Origin of the sequence: Mesorhizobium sp. M0408 (assembly GCF_040321495.1) — a bacterium.
GTDB lineage: Bacteria > Pseudomonadota > Alphaproteobacteria > Rhizobiales > Rhizobiaceae > Mesorhizobium.
The window spans coordinates 253594-270171 of the sequence record NZ_JAMYRO010000004.1 but is presented as its reverse complement, the minus strand read 5'-3'; the positions used below and the strand labels follow the sequence as shown (position 1 = coordinate 270171).

At 62.0% G+C, this 16578-nt stretch carries 17 protein-coding genes and 1 pseudogene; 13 read left to right on the top strand and 5 right to left on the bottom strand.

Annotated elements, in window-relative coordinates:
* The 4 genes from nthA (at position 1) to NKI67_RS06880 (ending at position 2888) form a co-directional block, all read left to right on the top strand.
* Complete coding sequence (nthA, locus tag NKI67_RS06895) at positions 1–606, top strand: nitrile hydratase subunit alpha (protein ID WP_023676676.1); 606 nt, start codon at positions 1–3, stop codon at positions 604–606.
* Positions 603–1262 (top strand): nitrile hydratase subunit beta, encoded by a 660-nt coding sequence (nthB, locus tag NKI67_RS06890; RefSeq protein ID WP_023676675.1) that lies wholly within the window; start codon positions 603–605, stop codon positions 1260–1262. Before nthA ends, nthB begins: the two co-directional genes overlap by 4 nt.
* A gap of 19 nt (positions 1263–1281) precedes the next feature.
* Positions 1282–1614 carry a nitrile hydratase accessory protein gene (locus NKI67_RS06885; RefSeq protein ID WP_156937343.1) on the top strand — a complete coding sequence of 111 codons (333 nt, stop codon included), beginning with the start codon at positions 1282–1284 and terminating at the stop codon, positions 1612–1614.
* A 146-nt stretch (positions 1615–1760) separates the two neighbouring features.
* Positions 1761–2888 (top strand): ATP-dependent DNA helicase, encoded by a 1128-nt coding sequence (locus NKI67_RS06880; RefSeq protein WP_352644854.1) that lies wholly within the window; start codon positions 1761–1763, stop codon positions 2886–2888.
* Between the two features lie 19 nt (positions 2889–2907).
* Here NKI67_RS06880 and NKI67_RS06875 read toward each other — a convergent pair whose 3' ends face one another.
* A complete protein-coding gene (locus NKI67_RS06875; RefSeq protein ID WP_352450052.1) occupies positions 2908–3312 on the bottom strand; it encodes a SpoIIAA family protein in 405 nt (134 codons plus the stop codon).
* A gap of 115 nt (positions 3313–3427) precedes the next feature.
* Here NKI67_RS06875 and NKI67_RS06870 point away from each other — a divergent pair, with 115 nt between their 5' ends.
* From NKI67_RS06870 to NKI67_RS06860, 3 genes are all read left to right on the top strand, one after another.
* Positions 3428–4168, top strand: coding sequence for a pyridoxine 5'-phosphate synthase (locus NKI67_RS06870; RefSeq protein ID WP_352471639.1), 741 nt, complete (start codon positions 3428–3430; stop codon positions 4166–4168).
* A 96-nt stretch (positions 4169–4264) separates the two neighbouring features.
* Positions 4265–6178, top strand: a complete 1914-nt coding sequence (locus NKI67_RS06865) for a potassium transporter Kup (RefSeq protein WP_352644852.1) — start codon at positions 4265–4267, stop codon at positions 6176–6178.
* Positions 6179–6336: 158 nt separating this feature from the next.
* Positions 6337–8256 carry a potassium transporter Kup gene (locus NKI67_RS06860; protein ID WP_352450049.1) on the top strand — a complete coding sequence of 640 codons (1920 nt, stop codon included), beginning with the start codon at positions 6337–6339 and terminating at the stop codon, positions 8254–8256.
* 41 nt (positions 8257–8297) lie between these two features.
* Here the strand turns inward: NKI67_RS06860 and NKI67_RS06855 are convergent, their stop codons facing one another.
* Positions 8298–9188, bottom strand: coding sequence for an SDR family oxidoreductase (locus NKI67_RS06855; protein WP_352644850.1), 891 nt, complete (start codon positions 9186–9188; stop codon positions 8298–8300).
* A 136-nt stretch (positions 9189–9324) separates the two neighbouring features.
* Here NKI67_RS06855 and NKI67_RS06850 point away from each other — a divergent pair, with 136 nt between their 5' ends.
* Both NKI67_RS06850 and NKI67_RS06845 read left to right on the top strand, forming a co-directional pair.
* A complete protein-coding gene (locus tag NKI67_RS06850; protein ID WP_352456496.1) occupies positions 9325–9735 on the top strand; it encodes a winged helix-turn-helix transcriptional regulator in 411 nt (136 codons plus the stop codon).
* Positions 9736–9809: 74 nt separating this feature from the next.
* Positions 9810–11049 (top strand): annotated as a pseudogene (locus tag NKI67_RS06845) (FAD-dependent oxidoreductase).
* On the opposite strand, the gene NKI67_RS06840 reads toward NKI67_RS06845, so the two are convergent.
* Together NKI67_RS06840 and NKI67_RS06835 are read right to left on the bottom strand one after the other, a co-directional pair.
* Complete coding sequence (locus tag NKI67_RS06840; protein ID WP_352644848.1) at positions 10997–11722, bottom strand: glutathione S-transferase family protein; 726 nt, start codon at positions 11720–11722, stop codon at positions 10997–10999. The pseudogene NKI67_RS06845 and the gene NKI67_RS06840 overlap by 53 nt on opposite strands.
* 1 nt (position 11723) lies before the next feature.
* Positions 11724–12029, bottom strand: coding sequence for a Rieske (2Fe-2S) protein (locus NKI67_RS06835; protein ID WP_352644846.1), 306 nt, complete (start codon positions 12027–12029; stop codon positions 11724–11726).
* 100 nt (positions 12030–12129) lie between these two features.
* Between NKI67_RS06835 and NKI67_RS06830 the strand changes: the two genes are divergently transcribed.
* The gene (locus tag NKI67_RS06830) at positions 12130–12582 is read left to right on the top strand and encodes a MarR family winged helix-turn-helix transcriptional regulator (protein ID WP_352470199.1); all 453 of its coding nucleotides are present in this window, start codon (positions 12130–12132) and stop codon (positions 12580–12582) included.
* A gap of 38 nt (positions 12583–12620) precedes the next feature.
* Here NKI67_RS06830 and NKI67_RS06825 read toward each other — a convergent pair whose 3' ends face one another.
* Positions 12621–13049 (bottom strand): anthrone oxygenase family protein, encoded by a 429-nt coding sequence (locus NKI67_RS06825; RefSeq protein WP_352644844.1) that lies wholly within the window; start codon positions 13047–13049, stop codon positions 12621–12623.
* Positions 13050–13201: 152 nt separating this feature from the next.
* On the opposite strand from NKI67_RS06825, the gene NKI67_RS06820 reads away from it, so the two are divergent.
* The 3 genes from NKI67_RS06820 (at position 13202) to NKI67_RS06810 (ending at position 16245) form a co-directional block, all read left to right on the top strand.
* Entirely contained in the window at positions 13202–13855 is a 654-nt protein-coding gene (locus NKI67_RS06820) for a TetR/AcrR family transcriptional regulator (RefSeq protein WP_352456491.1), read from the top strand.
* Between the two features lie 135 nt (positions 13856–13990).
* Positions 13991–15010 (top strand): ketol-acid reductoisomerase, encoded by a 1020-nt coding sequence (gene ilvC / locus NKI67_RS06815; RefSeq protein WP_023676662.1) that lies wholly within the window; start codon positions 13991–13993, stop codon positions 15008–15010.
* 257 nt (positions 15011–15267) lie between these two features.
* A complete protein-coding gene (locus tag NKI67_RS06810) occupies positions 15268–16245 on the top strand; it encodes a DUF3592 domain-containing protein (protein ID WP_352644842.1) in 978 nt (325 codons plus the stop codon).
* The last annotated feature ends 333 nt before the right edge of the window (positions 16246–16578 follow it).

Here is a 16578-nt window from a genome sequence, read left to right as displayed (position 1 = left end):
ATGCCGCATAATCACCACCATGACAACGAGCTTGATCCTTTTGCGGCGCGCGTGCGCGCACTGGAGACGATTCTCACCCGCAAAGGCCTGATCGATCCGGCGGCGATTGATGCCATAGTGGACACCTACGAGACCAAGATCGGGCCGCGCAACGGCGCAAAGGTGGTGGCGAAAGCCTGGGTTGATCCCGCGTTTGCCGCATGGCTGAAGCGTGATGCGACGGCGGCAATCGAATCGCTCGGCTACACCGGCCGGCAAGGCGAGCACATGCAGGCGGTCTTCAACACGGCCGACACGCACAACCTCGTCGTCTGCACGCTATGTTCCTGCTATCCGTGGTCGGTGCTCGGCCTGCCGCCGGTCTGGTACAAGGCGCCGCCCTACCGTTCGCGCGCAGTGATCGATCCGCGCGGCGTGCTCGAGGAATTCGGGCTAATCTTGCCGGCGACGACAACAATCCGGGTGTGGGATTCGACCGCCGAGCTGCGCTATCTGGTGGTGCCTATGCAGCCAAGGGGCACCGAGGGCTGGGATGAGGCACGGCTCGCCGATCTGGTGACGCGCGATGCCATGATCGGCACGGCGTTGGTGCGGGAACCGGCATGAACGGGCCGCAGGATCTCGGCGGTCAGATGGGTTTCGGGCCGGTCGCGCCCGAACCGGACGAACCCTATTTCCATGCCGATTGGGAAAGGCGGGCGCTGGGCGTGACGTTGTGCGCCGGCGCCATGGGCGCCTGGACCATCGACGAGAGTCGGCACGCGCGGGAATCGCTGCATCCAGCGGATTATTATGCCTCCAGCTACTACCAGATATGGATCAAGGCGCTGGAGGTGCTGCTCAAACGCCATGGTTTCGTCAGCGACCGCGACCTGGCTACGGGCGACGCAGTCGACCCGGCAGCGACACCCAAACGGGTGCTGAAGGCTAAGGACGTTCCGGCGGTGCTGGCCAAGGGCGGGCACTGCGACCGGCCTGTCGCCGTGCCTGCGCGGTTCAAGGCGGGCGACCCCGTGCGAACCAGGAACTTTCATCCGACCGGCCACACCAGACTGCCGCGCTATGCACGCGGCAAGCGAGGCGTCGTCGAGGCTGTGCGCGACGGCTTTGTCTTTCCCGACACCAATGCGCACGGCCAGGGCGAAAACCCGCAATGGGTCTATACGGTGTCCTTCACCGGCGGCGAAATCTGGGGCGAGGGCGCCGATCCGACACTTGTCGTGTCGATCGATGCCTGGGAGAGCTACCTTGAGCCGGCGTGAGACGGGCTCAGTCGCCGCCATGCTGCCCGCCGGTGTCGAGGCGCCTGTGTTTGCCGAGCCGTGGCAAGCAGAGGCCTTTGCCATGACGGTAGCACTGCACGACAACGGGCTGTTTTCGTGGAGCGAATGGGCGGATGCTTTGTCGGCAGAGGTGAAGCGGCCGGGCGCCGCGCGCGACGGTCACGATTACTACGAGCACTGGCTGGCAGCGCTGGAAAAGCTGCTTTTGGCCAAGGGCGTTGCCGGAAAGCGCGACGTCGATGCGCTCGCCGCTGCCTGGGAACGCGCCGCGCACGCAACGCCGCATGGCAAGCCGATCCAGCTGGAGAACGATCCACAGCGGGCCGGGTAAGCTGCGGTCGCCTGGCCTTGTTCTCTTTACGTTCCTGTTCGTCACTGATAGCCTAACCCTGTCACAGCGGCGTGATTGCCGGCGATGAAATTGATGGTGACGGCAGTCACCTTGTCTTTCCCTCGCGAATCCGGTCTGTCGCGCTGATGGAATTCTTTCCTCAACAGGACGAGGCGCTGAAGGCGGTGGCCGGCTGGCTGAAAGCCGGCAAGCCGCAGCTGTTCCGGCTGTTCGGCTATGCCGGCACCGGCAAGACGACGCTGGCGCGCTATTTTGCCGAGCATGTCGACGGCCAGGTGCAATTCGCCGCGTTTACGGGTAAGGCGGCGCAGGTGCTGCGTTCCAAGGGCGCGGTCAATGCCCGCACCATCCATTCGCTGATCTACCGGCCGAAGGGCGAGGAATCGGTAGCGGACGAGGTGACCGGCAAGACATCGATGTCGCCGACATTTTCGCTCAACCGGCAGAGCCCGATCTCGCGCGCCAAGCTCGTCGTCATCGACGAATGCTCAATGGTCGACGAGCAACTCGGCCGTGACCTGATGAGCTTCGGCACGCCGATCCTGGTGCTCGGCGATCCCGGCCAGTTGCCGCCAATCTCCGGCGGCGGCTTCTTCACCGACCACGAGCCGGACATTCTGCTCACCGAAATCCATCGCCAGGCGCGAGACAACCCGATCATCAGGCTGGCGCTCGACGTGCGCGAGGGCCGCGAATTCATGCGTGGCGACTATGGCGCGGCGCAAGTGATCGGCAAGGAAGACGTCACCCAGGAATTGGTGCTGAAGGCGGACCAGGTGCTGGTCGGCACCAACCGCACGCGCCGCCGTTATAACCAGCGGCTGCGCGAGCTGAAGGGGTTCAACGCCGATTATCCGCAAGCCGGCGACAAGCTGGTCTGTCTGCGCAACGATCCGGCCAAGGGACTGCTCAACGGCTCGCTGTGGAAGGTGATGACCTCGTCGCGCGAGACGGTCAAGCCCGGCATCAATCTGCTGGTCTCACCGGAGGAAGATGACCCGGATCGCGGCGTCGCCAAGATCAAGCTGCTCAAGGCCGCATTCGAGGATCCCGACGCCGACATTCCCTGGCAGCAGAAGAAGCGCTTCGACGATTTCGATTACGGTTACGCGCTGACCGTGCACAAGGCGCAAGGGTCGCAATGGAATGAGATCGTGCTTTTCGACGAAAGCTGGGCATTCAAGGAAACTCGCCAGCGTTGGCTCTACACCGCGATCACGCGCGCGGCCGAACGGCTGACGATCGTCCGATAGGGCTGTCAGGTCCGTCGTATCAGCGCTGGGCGATCGGTCTGGCGTCAAGCCATTCCCAGGCGGCGGCTTCGTCCTTGGCCTCGAAATGCCGGAGTTCGATAGGCAAAGAGGCAGGCAAAAAGGCTCTTGCCTCCGGAATCCAGTTCGGCTCACCGATCGCCGCGCAGCGGCCGATATGCTCCACGGCATGAGCTATGCCCTGTTCGATCGTCTCGTCCGATACGTCGGCCCAGTCGACACCCTCATGGTCGATCAGGCGCACCAGCACGTCGATCTTCGGATGCAGCGCATAGGCCGCCTCCAGCAATCCGAACAGGTTTTCGGCGTCAGCCGCTGCGACATGGCCGACGACATCGATGGCGAAAAGATCTTCGCGATCGGTGTCGATGCGGCGAACCGCCGGCACGGCCTCGAGAAAATTCAACAGGGAACTCCTTGCGCTCGATTTTCTTCGCACACCTTGGAACACCTGAAACCCTCTGTCTGTTCCCGTTAAAGGCGGTATAGATGCGCGCCAAGATCAGCCTGGAGCCGTGCAAATGCCTGCAAAGCTTTCCGTCAACCTTAATGCCATCGCCATGCTGCGCAACCGACGCGACCTGCCGTGGCCAAGCGTGACCGGGCTTGGACGCATCGCGCTTGCTGCCGGCGCGCATGGATTGACGGTGCACCCGCGACCCGACGAGCGGCACACCAGGCATTCCGATCTGCCTGAGATCAGGGCGCTGATCGACGACGAGTTCCCGAATGCGGAATTCAACATCGAGGGCTATCCGACCGAGGAGTTCCTGGCGCTTGTGGAAAAGCATCAGCCCGAGCAGGTGACGCTGGTGCCCGACGACCCGGCGCAGGCGACTTCCGACCATGGCTGGAACTTCGCCGCCGAGGCTGCGTTCCTGACACCGGTCGTCAAGCGCCTGAAGAAGGGAGGCTTTCGCGTATCGCTGTTTTCCGATCCGGATCCCGCTGGCGTGAACGCCGCTCGCGACACCGGCGCCGATCGGATCGAACTCTATACGGGTCCATACGGCAGCTATCATTCCGATTCGGCAAAAGCGGCGAAGGAATTGGAGAAATTGGGAAAGACGGCGGATGCCGCATTGGCCGCAGGGCTCCAGGTCAATGCCGGGCACGACCTTGTGGTGAGCAATTTGCCGGCGCTGGCCAGGCGCATCCCGGCATTGGCCGAAGTGTCGATCGGACATGGGTTGACAGCCGATGCGTTGGAGTATGGCATGGCCGCAACGGTCAGGCGGTTTCTGAAGGCTTGTGGCTGGTAGAGAAAGGCGAGCCGATAGGCCATGCGTTCCCGGCACGGCAGCGCGTCCTTTCCATCCCGCAGCATAGAGCGCCGCACGTCTATGGGAGTGTCGTCCATGGCCCTTGCCCACGCTGGTAGCGAGGCAGAACCCATCGAACAATCCAGCCACTCCAAGGCCGAGCAGCACAGCACCAGAGTTTTGATGCTGGGCGCGTTGGGCGTGGTTTACGGCGATATCGGCACGAGCCCAATCTACGCGTTTCGGGAAGCGCTGCACGCATCGTCGGGACCGGTAGCGCGCAACGACGTCCTTGGCGTGCTGTCGCTTATCGTCTGGGCGCTGACGATCATCGTCACGATAAAGTACGTCGCTTTCGTGCTCAGAGCCGACAACAAGGGTGAGGGCGGCACGCTGTCGCTGATGGCGCTTGCGCGCAACGCTTATCCAAAGGGAGCCCGGTTCATTCTGGGGATCGGACTTTGCGGCGCGGCGCTGTTTTTCGGCGACGCCATCATAACGCCGGCCATCTCCGTGCTTTCGGCGGTCGAGGGCCTGGAAGTGGTGACCCCGACGCTGGAAACTTATGTTGTTCCGATCACGCTGATCATCCTGGCAATGCTTTTTGCCGTGCAACGCTTTGGCACCGGCAGGGTGGCGGCCGTGTTCGGACCGGTGACGGCAGCGTGGTTCCTGGCGATCGGCGCCGCCGGGGTCTACCATCTGCTGGACGACCCGTCGGTCCTGCTGGCGATCAATCCCTATTACGCGGTCGCTTATCTCGCCGATACGCCCACCGGTGCGTTCGTCACGGTCGGGGCGGTGTTCCTGGCGGTCACCGGGGCCGAAGCCCTTTATGTCGATCTCGGCCATTTCGGCCGCAGGCCGATCGTGCTGGCGTGGTTCTCCGTGGTGTTCCCTTGTCTGCTCCTCAACTATTTCGGACAAGGCGCGTTCGTTCTGGCCAACGGCGGCAAACCCACCAATCCATTCTTCCAGATGCTGCCGGATTGGGCGCTAATGCCCATGGTTGGGCTGGCCACGGCAGCGACGGTGATCGCCAGTCAGGCGGTGATCTCCGGCGCTTTCTCGCTGACGCGGCAGGCGGTGCAGCTCAATCTGCTGCCACGTATCGAGGTGCAGCATACTTCCGAGATGCAGTCCGGCCAGATCTACATGCCGCGGGTCAATCTGGTGGTCGCGCTGGGCGTGATGTTGCTGGTGGTCGGCTTTGGCAGCTCGAGTTCGCTGGCTTCCGCATATGGCATTTCGGTGACTGGCGAAATGCTGATGACAACCATCCTGCTGTTCGTGGTGATGCGATTCCGGTGGAAATGGCAGCTTGCACTGGCAGCCGCGCTCACACTGCTGTTCGGCACGATCGATACTGGATTTTTCCTCGCAAACGTCGTCAAGATCCTCGAAGGCGGGTGGGTGTCGATCACGGTCGCCTGCGGCATGGGGCTGATCATGTCCACATGGATACGCGGCACCCGCTATTTGTTCGACAAGACGCGCCGGAACGAGATCCCGCTCGATTTCCTTGCCGGCAATCTGCTGAAGAAGAAACCGCATCTGGTGTCGGGCACCGCGGTGTTCCTGACCAGCGACCCGCTGAGCGCGCCGACCGCGCTGATGCACAGCCTCAAGCACTACAAGGTGCTGCACGAGCAGAACGTCATCCTTTCGGTGGTGACGGCACCGCAGCCGGTTGTGCCCGACAGCGAGCGCGTCAAGATGGAAATGGTCAACGAGCTGTTCATGCGGGTGACGCTGACCTTCGGCTACATGGAGCAGCCCAACATCCCGCGTGCGCTGGCGATCTGCCGCAAACAGGGCTGGAAGTTCGACATCATGACGACGTCCTTCTTCCTGTCGCGGCGCTCACTCAAGGCGTCGCCCAATTCCGGCATGCCGGTCTGGCAGGACAAGCTGTTCATCGGGCTGGCGCGCTCGGCGGCCGATGCAACGGAATATTTCCAGATCCCGACCGGACGGGTGGTCGAGATCGGGACGCAGGTGGCTATTTAAAAACGTGTCCGTTGCGACATTCCAGGTGGTCTGCCGATGGGCCTGAGTCTGCCAAGTCGTGGAGGACTCGCAATATCGGGACGGAGCCATTACGTGACGGCACTTGATATTGCAGCGCAGCAAGCGTAGAGCACCGCCCGCTTATCGGAGTGTCGTCCATGGCCCTTACCAATGCTGGTAACGAGGCAGAACCTGTCGAACAATCCAGCCATTCTGAGGTCGAGCAGCACAGCACCAAGGTGCTGATGCTGGGCGCGCTCGGCGTGGTTTACGGCGATATCGGTACCAGCCCGATCTATGCATTTCGCGAGGCGTTGCATGCATCGGCCGGTGGCAACGTCGCCAACCGTGGCGACATCCTCGGCGTGTTATCGCTGATCATCTGGTCGCTGACGATCACCGTCACCATCAAATACATCATGTTCGTGCTCCGCGCCGACAATCGAGGCGAGGGCGGGGTGCTGTCGCTGATGGCGCTGGCGCGCAACAGTTTCCCGACGCGCTCGGCGGTGATCCTCGGCATCGGCATCGTCGGCGCGGCGCTTTTTTTCGGCGACGCAGTCATTACGCCGGCGATCTCGGTGCTATCGGCGGTCGAAGGTATGAATGTCGTCACGCCGACATTCCAGCCCTATGTGGTGCCGCTGACACTGGCCATCCTGGCGATCCTGTTTGCGGTACAGCGATTCGGCACCGGCGGCGTAGGTTTGGTGTTCGGGCCAGTCACGGCTCTGTGGTTCCTGGCCATCGGCCTTTCCGGCATTAACCACATCATCGCCGATCCGGAAATCCTGCTGGCGATCAGCCCGCATTACATCGTGTCGTTCCTGGTCAACTCGCCCGATGTCGCCTTCGTCACGGTTGGTGCGGTCTTCCTCGCCGTCACCGGCGCCGAGGCGCTCTATGCCGACCTCGGCCATTTCGGCCGCAAGCCGATCGTACTCGCCTGGCTGGCAATCGTGTTCCCTTGTCTGTTGCTCAACTATGTCGGGCAAGGCGCCTTCGTGCTGGCAAATGGCGGCGTTGTCGGCCATCCATTCTTCGAGATGAACCAGGGCTGGACGCTTATTCCGATGGTCGTGCTGGCGACGGCGGCGACCGTCATCGCCAGCCAGGCGGTGATCTCCGGCGCTTTTTCGCTGACCAGACAGGCGGTGCAGCTCAATATGCTGCCGCGTTTCGTTATCCAGCATACGTCGGAAAAACAGTCGGGCCAGATCTATCTGCCGCGCATCAACCTGATGCTGGCGCTGGTGGTGATGTTGCTGGTGGTCGGCTTCGGCGAATCCAGCCGCCTGGCCTCGGCCTACGGTATTTCGGTGACCGGCAACATGCTGGTAACGAATGTGCTGCTTTTTGTTGTGATGACGCGCATCTGGAAATGGCCGCTCGGCGTCGCGATCGCCTTGATGGCCGTGTTCGCCTTCGTCGATACCGGCTTCTTTGCCGCCAACATAGTCAAGGTGTTTGAAGGTGGCTGGGCATCGCTTGCCATCGCCGCAGTTATCGTAATGACTATGTGGACCTGGATCCGCGGCAGCCGCTATTTGTTCGACAAGACGCGCCGGAACGAAATCCCGCTGGATTTCCTCGCCGGCAATCTGCTGAAGAAGAAGCCGCATCTGGTGTCGGGCACCGCGGTGTTCCTGACCAGCGACCCGCTGAGCGCGCCGACGGCGCTGATGCACAGCCTCAAGCACTACAAGGTGCTGCACGAGCAGAACGTCATCCTTTCGGTGGTGACGGCGCCGCAGCCGGTCGTGCCCGACAGCGAGCGCGTCAAGATGGAGATGGTCAACGAGCTGTTCATGCGGGTGACGCTGACCTTCGGCTACATGGAGCAGCCCAATATCCCGCGTGCGCTGGCGATCTGCCGCAAGCAGGGCTGGAAGTTCGACATCATGACGACGTCCTTCTTCCTGTCGCGGCGCTCTCTCAAGGCCTCGCCCAATTCCGGCATGCCGGTCTGGCAGGACAAGCTGTTCATCGGGCTGGCGCGCACGGCGGCCGATGCGACGGAATATTTCCAGATCCCGACCGGACGGGTGGTCGAGATCGGGACGCAGGTGGCTATCTGAACAAATGGCCGTGCCCTTTGAGGGCACGGCCATTGTGAGGCTCAGCTCACCAGAGCCGCCTTGTTTGCTTCAAGAAATTGCTTCAGCAGCCGCGGCTTCCTGCCGGACAGCGTCTCGACCGCGTCGGTCACCATGCCGATCCGGCCGGAGCGTGTGTTGGTGTCGAAGGAAACGATGACCGGGGCGAAACCTTCGGGGACGCCGGCTGCCTTCAATCCCTCGGTCAGCGCTTCATCCGAAAGCTGGATAACTTCGATCGGCTTGCCGGTGACCTCGGTGACGAGGGCTGCAATCTCGGCCATCGTGTGGGCCTTGGGGCCGGTCAGCGTGTATGTCGTGCTTTCGGTTGCGCTCGAAGCAAGGCTGGCGGCGATCGCCGCGGCCATGTCGTCGCGCGCGCCATGGGCAATGCGGCCGTCTCCGGCGGATGTGTACCACTGCCCCGACGCGATGGCGTGCGGCAGCGCCATGAACAGGTTCTCCTGGTACCAGCCGTTGCGGAAGATGGTGTAGGGAATGCCGCTCGCCTTGATAGCCTGCTCGGTGCCGTGGTGATCGGGCGCAAACAGCACCGGCGATCCTGGTTCCGGATTGGGCATCGATGTGTAGAGCAGGTGCGAAACGCCCGCGCTTTTTGCGGCGGCGACCGCGGTCTCATGTTGCTTCAGGCGCTTGCCCGGAACGGCGAGCTCGTTTGTCGAAATGATCAGAACCCTGTCGGCGCCGGTAAATGCACTGGCCAACGACGCGGTGTCGTCGAAGTCAACTGCCCGGATGGTGACGCCTCGGGCTGCCAGATCGGCCAGATTTTCCGGATTGCGGGTGGCGGCGATGATGCGCTGAGGGGAGACCTTGAGCGTGTCAAGCAGATGATTGATGACGCCGCGGCCAAGCTGGCCGGAGGCGCCGGTGACGAGAAGGGTGTCGGTCATGAGATGTCCTGACGTTGCGCCGGAGCGGCGGGTGCATATGTTAGTCTCAAAAAGAGACCAGCACTAAAATAGGAATTGACCCATCCTCGTAAAGAAGGCAGTTTTGCGGGAGGTAGGCACATCCAGGGAACCAGCCATGGACGGCAAGATCGTCAATCTGAGATCGAAGCTCGAGATATACAAAGCAGGCAGCGGTGGCGGAAACCTTGCGGATTGCCCGGTTCGCGACGTGATCCAGGGCATAAGCAATAAATGGAGTTCACTGCTGATGGAGGCCTTGGCCGAGAAGCCGTACCGCTTCGGCGAATTGCGGCGGCTGGTGCCCGATATTTCACAGCGCATGCTCACCCAGACGCTGCACGATCTGCAGCGCGACGGCTATGTGCATCGCCAGGTGTTTCCGACCAAACCGCCGAGCGTCGAATACAGCCTCACCGATCTCGGGCGCTCGATGTTTGGACCCTTGCATCAGCTGATCCAATGGGCCGAGCTCAATCACGGCGCTGTACGCGAGGCGCGGAAGGTTTTCGATACTGCCGAAGGGTGAGCCTCCAGGCCGAGACGGCGGCTTGATTTAGCGACAGCGCTGAAGGATTGTCCGGCCTGGGTCGGGTCGGGCAGATGGGCAATTCTCTGGACATCGCGATTGCCGGCGCCGGGCCGGCTGGACTTGCCGCCGCGCTCTATCTCACGCGCGCCGAACATAGGGTCACCATCTTCGAGCGCTTCGACCAGCCAAAGCCGGTCGGGTCCGGGCTGATCCTGCAGCCGACCGGGCTGACGGTGCTTGCCGATCTCGGCCTGCTCGACGACATTCTGGCGCTGGGCAGCCGCATAGACCGCCTGCATGGTGCAGATGCCAGAACTGGCCGCACAGTGCTCGACGTCCGCTACGATGCCCAGCGCGGCGCTCGCTTCGGGCTGGCGGTGCATCGCGCGGCTCTGTTCGGCGTGCTTTTCCGCGCCGCCCGGCGCCAGGCGATCACCATCGAGACAGGTATCGAGCTCGAGGCGCTGGAAACCGGCGAGCGGGCAACATTGATCTGCGGCAACGGACGACGGATAGGGTCGTTCGACCTGGTAGTGGATGCCAGCGGTTCGCGCTCCAAACTGCGGCGGTGCGTGAACAATCCGGGCGAACCCGCGACCGCTCGCCTATGGCGCGTTCTGGGCATCGCTTGGCTGGCGCGGCGAAGGTTTCGACGAGCACGCCCTGCTGCAGCGCTACGACAAAGCGAGCGTGATGATCGGCGTGCTGCCGATCGGCCGGCCTGAGCCCGGTGCCGGGAAGATGGCGGCATTCTTCTGGAGCCTCAAGCAGGCGGATGCCGAGTGCGTATGGGCGGCAGGTCTCGATGCATGGAAGGCGAGATTGGCCGCGCTGTAGCCTGAATGCGCGGCCTTCATCGACCAGATCGGCAGTTTCGAGCAGCTCTCGCTGGCGCGCTATGGCCATCACACGATGAAGACGCCAGCCGGACGGCGATTGGCCGTTATCGGCGACGCGGCCCATTCGACAAGCCCGCAACTCGGGCAGGGCGCGAACATGGCGCTGCTCGATGCAGCCGCGCTCAACTACGCGCTCATAGGAACGGACCGTATCGATACTGCGCTGGGGGCCTATGTCCGGGCGCGGCGATGGCATGTGCGGGTCTTCCAGGCGCTGTCGCTGGTGCTGACGCCGTTTTATCAATCGGATTCGATTGTGATGCCGTTCGTCCGCGACAGGCTGGTGGCGACGCTGGCAAAAGTCCCGCCGGCGCCGGAGTTTCTTGCTTCCATGGTTACAGGAACGGTGCTCAATCCATTCAAGCCGATCGGGCTTGCGGAAGCGCTGTGGCCGGATCGTTTTGGCGGATGATTTCCGAAAGGTGCGAACCCTTAGCCTGCAAGAATGCATGGAGGCGTTGCGGATAATCGGGAGCGACCGCGTCCTTCACGGATGGGCGTTCGTGCAATGCCTTGCGCCAGGCCGAGACAAACGGCTTTCGGTCCAGGATGCCGAAATCGCCGATCCGATCGAAGATGTCGAAATAGCGGAAGATCGGCCCGTAGACCGCGTCGACCAGTGAAAAACGCTCGCGGTCGAACCATGGTCCAGCCGCGCCATTCGCCAGTTCCACTTCCAGGCGATCGAACATTGCCGATAGCGCCTCGCTTTCAGTGAGCAACGCGGCTTCCGTAGGCGCTGAATAGAAGCGGCCGATGCCGCTCAGGATTGCCGAGCCGAATTCGATCCAGGCGCGATGCCGGGCACGGGCATAGGGGTCGGTGGGATGCAGCGGATTGGGCTGGGTTTCCTCGAGGAATTCTAGGATGACGAGCGATTCGAAGATCACCGTTTCCTGGCCGTCATGCTCAACGCGGAGCAGCGGCACCTTGCCGAGCGGCGATATCGCCTTGAACCAGGCAGGCTTGTTGGCGAGATCGACCGTGATGCGCTCGAATGGCACGTCCTTTTCGCGAAGTGAAATCGCCGCGCGCTGCACATAGGGACAAAGATGGTGGCTGACGAGAGTGAGCTTGTCGGTCATCTCACTCCCCCCAGACATAGTTCAAATCACCGTCCTCGACGCGGGTGGAGAGGAACATCAGGCGGGAGCCCTTCGGGGCCGGGCCTTCGAGGCGATCACCGTTCGCCATGTCGAACGAGGCGCCGTGCCACTGGCAGACGAGCTTGCCGTCCTTGCAGTCGAGCGGGCCACCGAAATGCAGGCAGATGTTGGCGGCGGCGCGGATACGCTCGCCACTGCGGTAGACATGGACCTCGCGGCCGAAAAACGGAGCGATGAGGCTGCCTGTTTCCGGAATGTCGGCGATCCTGCAGATTTCATGCTTCATCGGAATTGCCTCTCGTGATTGATGCGATTGCATCTATATAGATGCATTTGCATTGATCGTCAAGCTTGATGCAATTGCATCTATCGCCTACGATGCAATCATGACCGGGATTCCTTCACCTCCAGCCATCAAGGCCTGGGCTCGCCTGATGCGGGTTTCGCGCCAGTTGTTGGAAAGAGCCGAGGACGCGCTGAAGGACAGTGGCCTGCCGCCGCTTGCCTGGTACGACGTCCTGCACGAGCTTGCCGAGGCGGGCGAGGGCGGATTGCGGCCGTTCCAACTAACCGAGCGCACCCTGTTTGCGCAGTACAACATCTCCCGGCTGCTGGCGCGGCTCGAAGCCGACGGGCAGGTCGAGAAGCTTCCAGTTGCCGATGACGGCCGCGGGCAAACAGTCCGCGTCACAGACAAGGGACGCGAGACGCGCCGCCGCATGTGGGCTGTCTACGGCCGGTCGATCGCGGAGTTGGTCGGCTCCCGGCTTTCCAATGTTGAGCTGGACGCGCTGTCAGCTCTGCTTGGGCGCCTGCGAGATCCGCCCGCCCTGGAGTGACACGCCTTCATGACGAAGATGGCGACCGATTGGCGCGGTCAGGCACTGCCCAAGAGGAATGCCAACGTCGCCAGAACGCCAAGCCCGACGCGGACCAGATGCAGATTGCCCCATTTGGCGATCAATGTCCGAGCTTCAGGATTGACGGAGTTCGCGTCCATCGCCTCCAGCAACCTATTTGCCGGCATCATCACCAGCAGCGTCCATGGCCAAGGCAGGATGATCAGCACGGCGCCGACCAGATAAGCGAGATTGCCGGTCAGCCACCACGCGACGAGGCCAAGAAAACAGGCGATGACGGCGATCGAGGCTTGCATGGCGGCGCCGCGCTTGTAGGAAGGCTGCCATTCCTGCAGCAATGCCTTGTCATCGAGGCGAAGCCGCGCCGGCTGCTCGGCGACGCTGACGTAGGTAGCCGCGCCAGCGAACACTGCGGCAACGGTCAAGGCAAGCAATCCGGCGAGCATGATCCGTGTCTCCCGTGATGCCCCGCATGGAGCAAACAGAAATAAGGCTTGCGTCGGGTAGGGCAATACGCCATAAAGCCGAACCGTAACGTACGGTACGCCATCGAGCTCGTATCTGAACTGCGGGTGAGTTTGCCTCGTGAGGAAAAACTGTGTTGCACGCTGTGACCGACATCGACACCAGCGAGGCGCTGACGGAGCGGCAGAAGGACGTGCTCGACGCCGCCCTTCGCCTGCTGGTCGAAGAGGGCGATCAGTTGACCATGACCGCCGTGGCGCGGCGGGCGAGCTGCTCGAAGGAGACGCTCTACAAATGGTTCGGCGATCGCGACGGGCTGTTGACGGCAACGGTACAATGGCAGGCGTCCAAGGTGCGGGTAGTGCCGGTCGACCGCAAGGGGCTCGACCTCCCTTCGCTGACGGCGAGCCTCGAACGCTTCGCTTCGGACTGGCTCAAGGTAATTTCGAGCGACACCTCGATCGCGCTGAACAGGGTGGCGGTCGGCCATGCTAGTTCGGGGAAGGACGATCTCGGCGCCATCGTGCTGGAGAACGGTCGATTTGCGCTGGCCAAGCGCCTCAAGCCGGTGCTGGAGGCCGGGAGACAGGCCGGGTTCCTTGAATTTTCGGACGCGGAGACGGCGTTCCGCACCTTTTTCGGGCTGGTCGCCCGTGACGTGCAGATCCGCTTGCTGCTTGGCGATCGGCTGGAATTGACTGATGTGGCGATCGGCGGCGATGCCGTCCGGGCGACGCAGCAGTTTCTCGCTCTTTTCGGGGCAAAAACCGGGCCGCAGGGCCCATAGAGCCGGATGATTTCAGGTCAAATCGACCTGAAATCTGAATCCGGCTCTACACTAAAAGATGGAGCATGATGTCGTCCGAAAACCGCTTCACACTTTTCGGCATCATGCTCTGGTTCAAAACGGGAAGGAAGAAAAATGCGTGTCTATTACGATCGCGACGCCGATCTCAACCTGATCAAGGGCAAGAAGGTCGCCATCATCGGCTATGGCAGCCAAGGCAGGGCGCATGCGCTCAACCTCAAGGATTCCGGCGTCAAGGACATCGCCATCGGCCTCAAGGCCGGCTCGGCGACCGCCAAGAAGGTCGAGGCCGACGGGCTCAAGGTGATGAGCGTAGCCGATGCCGCCAAATGGGCCGACCTGATGATGATGGCGACGCCGGATGAGCTGCAGGCCGACATCTACAAATCCGAGATCGCGCCAAACATCCGCGATGGCGCGGCAATCGCCTTCGCCCACGGCCTCAACGTGCATTTTGGCCTGATCGAGCCTAAAGCTTCGGTTGACGTCGTGATGATCGCGCCGAAAGGGCCTGGCCATACGGTGCGCGGCGAATACCAGAAGGGCGGTGGCGTGCCGTGCCTGGTCGCGGTCAACCAGGACGCTTCGGGCAATGCGCTCGACCTGGCGCTCTCCTACGCCTGCGGCGTTGGCGGCGGCCGCTCGGGCATTATCGAGACCAATTTCCGCGAGGAGTGCGAGACCGACCTGTTCGGCGAGCAGGTGGTGCTGTGCGGCGGCCTGGTCGAATTGATCCGCGCCGGCTTCGAGACACTGGTGGAAGCCGGCTACGCGCCGGAAATGGCCTATTTCGAGTGCCTGCACGAGGTCAAATTGATCGTCGACCTGATCTATGAAGGCGGCATCGCCAACATGAACTACTCGATCTCGAACACCGCCGAATGGGGCGAATATGTCTCGGGCCCGCGCATCATCACTGCCGAAACCAAGGCCGAGATGAAGCGCGTTCTGAAGGATATCCAGACCGGCAAGTTCACCTCGGAATGGATGCAGGAATACCGCGCCGGCATGTCGCGCTTCAAGGGCATCCGCCGCAACAACGACAGCCACCAGATCGAGGAAGTCGGCGCCAAGCTGCGCGCGATGATGCCGTGGATCTCGAAGAACAAGCTGGTTGATAAGGCCAAGAACTGAAGGAAATCCACGTTCGTTTCGTTACCCGTCCTCGGGCTTCGCCCTGCGGGCGCGTGGGAATTTCCATGAACAAGCTGGTCGACAAGGCCAAGAACTAATCGCAATTTCATTGCCGATCAAGAAAGGCCGGCGGAGCGATCCGCCGGCCTTTTCGCATCAAGATTGTGTGGTTTCCAGGCTTCTGGACAGGCGCACTATCCTCATCACCGTGATATGCCTGTGCGGGGCATGGCACAAAAGTGCCAAGGGGGTGAGAGTTGGAACTCAAATTTCTGTTGGTCGGGTTTGCCTGCGCGGTTGCCGGCATGCTGTCCCTCGTCACCTTGCTGAAGTGGTGGGAGGTGAGGGTGGTCAGCCACTGGTCTCCGACGCCGGGAAAGATCATCTCGTCGCGGGTCGAGGCTCGCGAGGTGACCAGTTCGGGATCCGGTTCGGACAGCAGAGGGTCGACCGAAATCCGCAATTTCCCGGCAATCACCTTCGAATACAAGGTGAACGGCAAGACATTTCGCAGTTCGCACTACAGCGTGCAGGAGAACCTTGGAAACTTTGGCGTGGCGGAAACCCTTGCGAAATTTCCAAACGGGGCCGGCGTAACCGTCTTCTACAATCCGGCCGATCCAGCCAAGGCCGTGATCGAACGCACCATGCCTGACGGCTCCTTCAAGTTCATGGTCCAGCTTTCGGCCGGGCTGGTGGTCGGCGCGCTTGTATTGGTCTTCTCCGTCGGCGGCGTCCTCGAAGCGGTCCGGCCGTTTTTGCCCAGGCCGCAGAACCTCGGCGCCGCGGCCCTGCTGCTTTTCATGGGATTATTTGTCCTGCGCATGGGCTTTGCCCAGAAGTCACTTGCGGAACAGGCGGCCAAATGGCCCATCACGGCAGGACGCATCGACGCCTCGGGCCTGCAGAAATTCGAGACCCGCGACAGGTCCGGAGGCGGCTATCGGCCCTGGCGAACAGTCTTCAAATCCCGCATCGTCTACAGCTATAGCGTCGCCGGCCAGCGCTACGCCGCCGATCGCATCGCTTTCGGCGCAAACGTGACGGCTTCGCTGCCGAGGCTCGTCAGCGGTCAATCGCAGCGCTACCTCCAGGGCGACAAGGTTGAGGTCCACTACGATCCCGACAACCCAGTTGCAGCGGTTCTCGAATGCAGGGTGAGCGGGCTTTGGCTCCTGTGGGTCTGCGCCGTTGGCTTGATAGGTGGAGCCGCGCTGCTTGTCGGGGTGATCTAATGCTGAAGCTGCCGCCCTAGACGCTGTAGATCCAGAGGAAGGGCACTTGTCTTCAGCATCTGACAAGAACTCCGCTGTCGAAGCCAGGCCATGTCAATCTCACCGTCGCCCCGTCGACCACAATATGGATGACACGGGAGAACGGCTCTTTGGCCGACGGGTCGGATCCGTAGCATTGGCTGGCCCGCGCCACCCAGCCCGTGGGCGTCTTGAGGAACGTTGCGTGTTCGCAGCCGAGAGCAGGGACCGACAGCGCGTCGCGGTATAATGTGTAGACAGTCTGGCGTTGAACATCCGCAACGGCGGTACAGTTCGATCTGTTCCCGGACCATA

Coding starts and splice junctions, on each gene's coding strand:
- nthA (WP_023676676.1), top strand. CDS start 1: ATGCCGCATAATCACCACCATGACAACGAGCTTGATCCTTTTGCGGCG.
- nthB (WP_023676675.1), top strand. CDS start 603: ATGAACGGGCCGCAGGATCTCGGCGGTCAGATGGGTTTCGGGCCGGTC.
- NKI67_RS06885 (WP_156937343.1), top strand. CDS start 1,282: ATGCTGCCCGCCGGTGTCGAGGCGCCTGTGTTTGCCGAGCCGTGGCAA.
- NKI67_RS06880 (WP_352644854.1), top strand. CDS start 1,761: ATGGAATTCTTTCCTCAACAGGACGAGGCGCTGAAGGCGGTGGCCGGC.
- NKI67_RS06870 (WP_352471639.1), top strand. CDS start 3,428: ATGCCTGCAAAGCTTTCCGTCAACCTTAATGCCATCGCCATGCTGCGC.
- NKI67_RS06865 (WP_352644852.1), top strand. CDS start 4,265: ATGGCCCTTGCCCACGCTGGTAGCGAGGCAGAACCCATCGAACAATCC.
- NKI67_RS06860 (WP_352450049.1), top strand. CDS start 6,337: ATGGCCCTTACCAATGCTGGTAACGAGGCAGAACCTGTCGAACAATCC.
- NKI67_RS06855 (WP_352644850.1), bottom strand. CDS start 9,188: ATGACCGACACCCTTCTCGTCACCGGCGCCTCCGGCCAGCTTGGCCGC.
- NKI67_RS06850 (WP_352456496.1), top strand. CDS start 9,325: ATGGACGGCAAGATCGTCAATCTGAGATCGAAGCTCGAGATATACAAA.
- NKI67_RS06840 (WP_352644848.1), bottom strand. CDS start 11,722: ATGACCGACAAGCTCACTCTCGTCAGCCACCATCTTTGTCCCTATGTG.
- NKI67_RS06835 (WP_352644846.1), bottom strand. CDS start 12,029: ATGAAGCATGAAATCTGCAGGATCGCCGACATTCCGGAAACAGGCAGC.
- NKI67_RS06830 (WP_352470199.1), top strand. CDS start 12,130: ATGACCGGGATTCCTTCACCTCCAGCCATCAAGGCCTGGGCTCGCCTG.
- NKI67_RS06825 (WP_352644844.1), bottom strand. CDS start 13,049: ATGCTCGCCGGATTGCTTGCCTTGACCGTTGCCGCAGTGTTCGCTGGC.
- ilvC (WP_023676662.1), top strand. CDS start 13,991: ATGCGTGTCTATTACGATCGCGACGCCGATCTCAACCTGATCAAGGGC.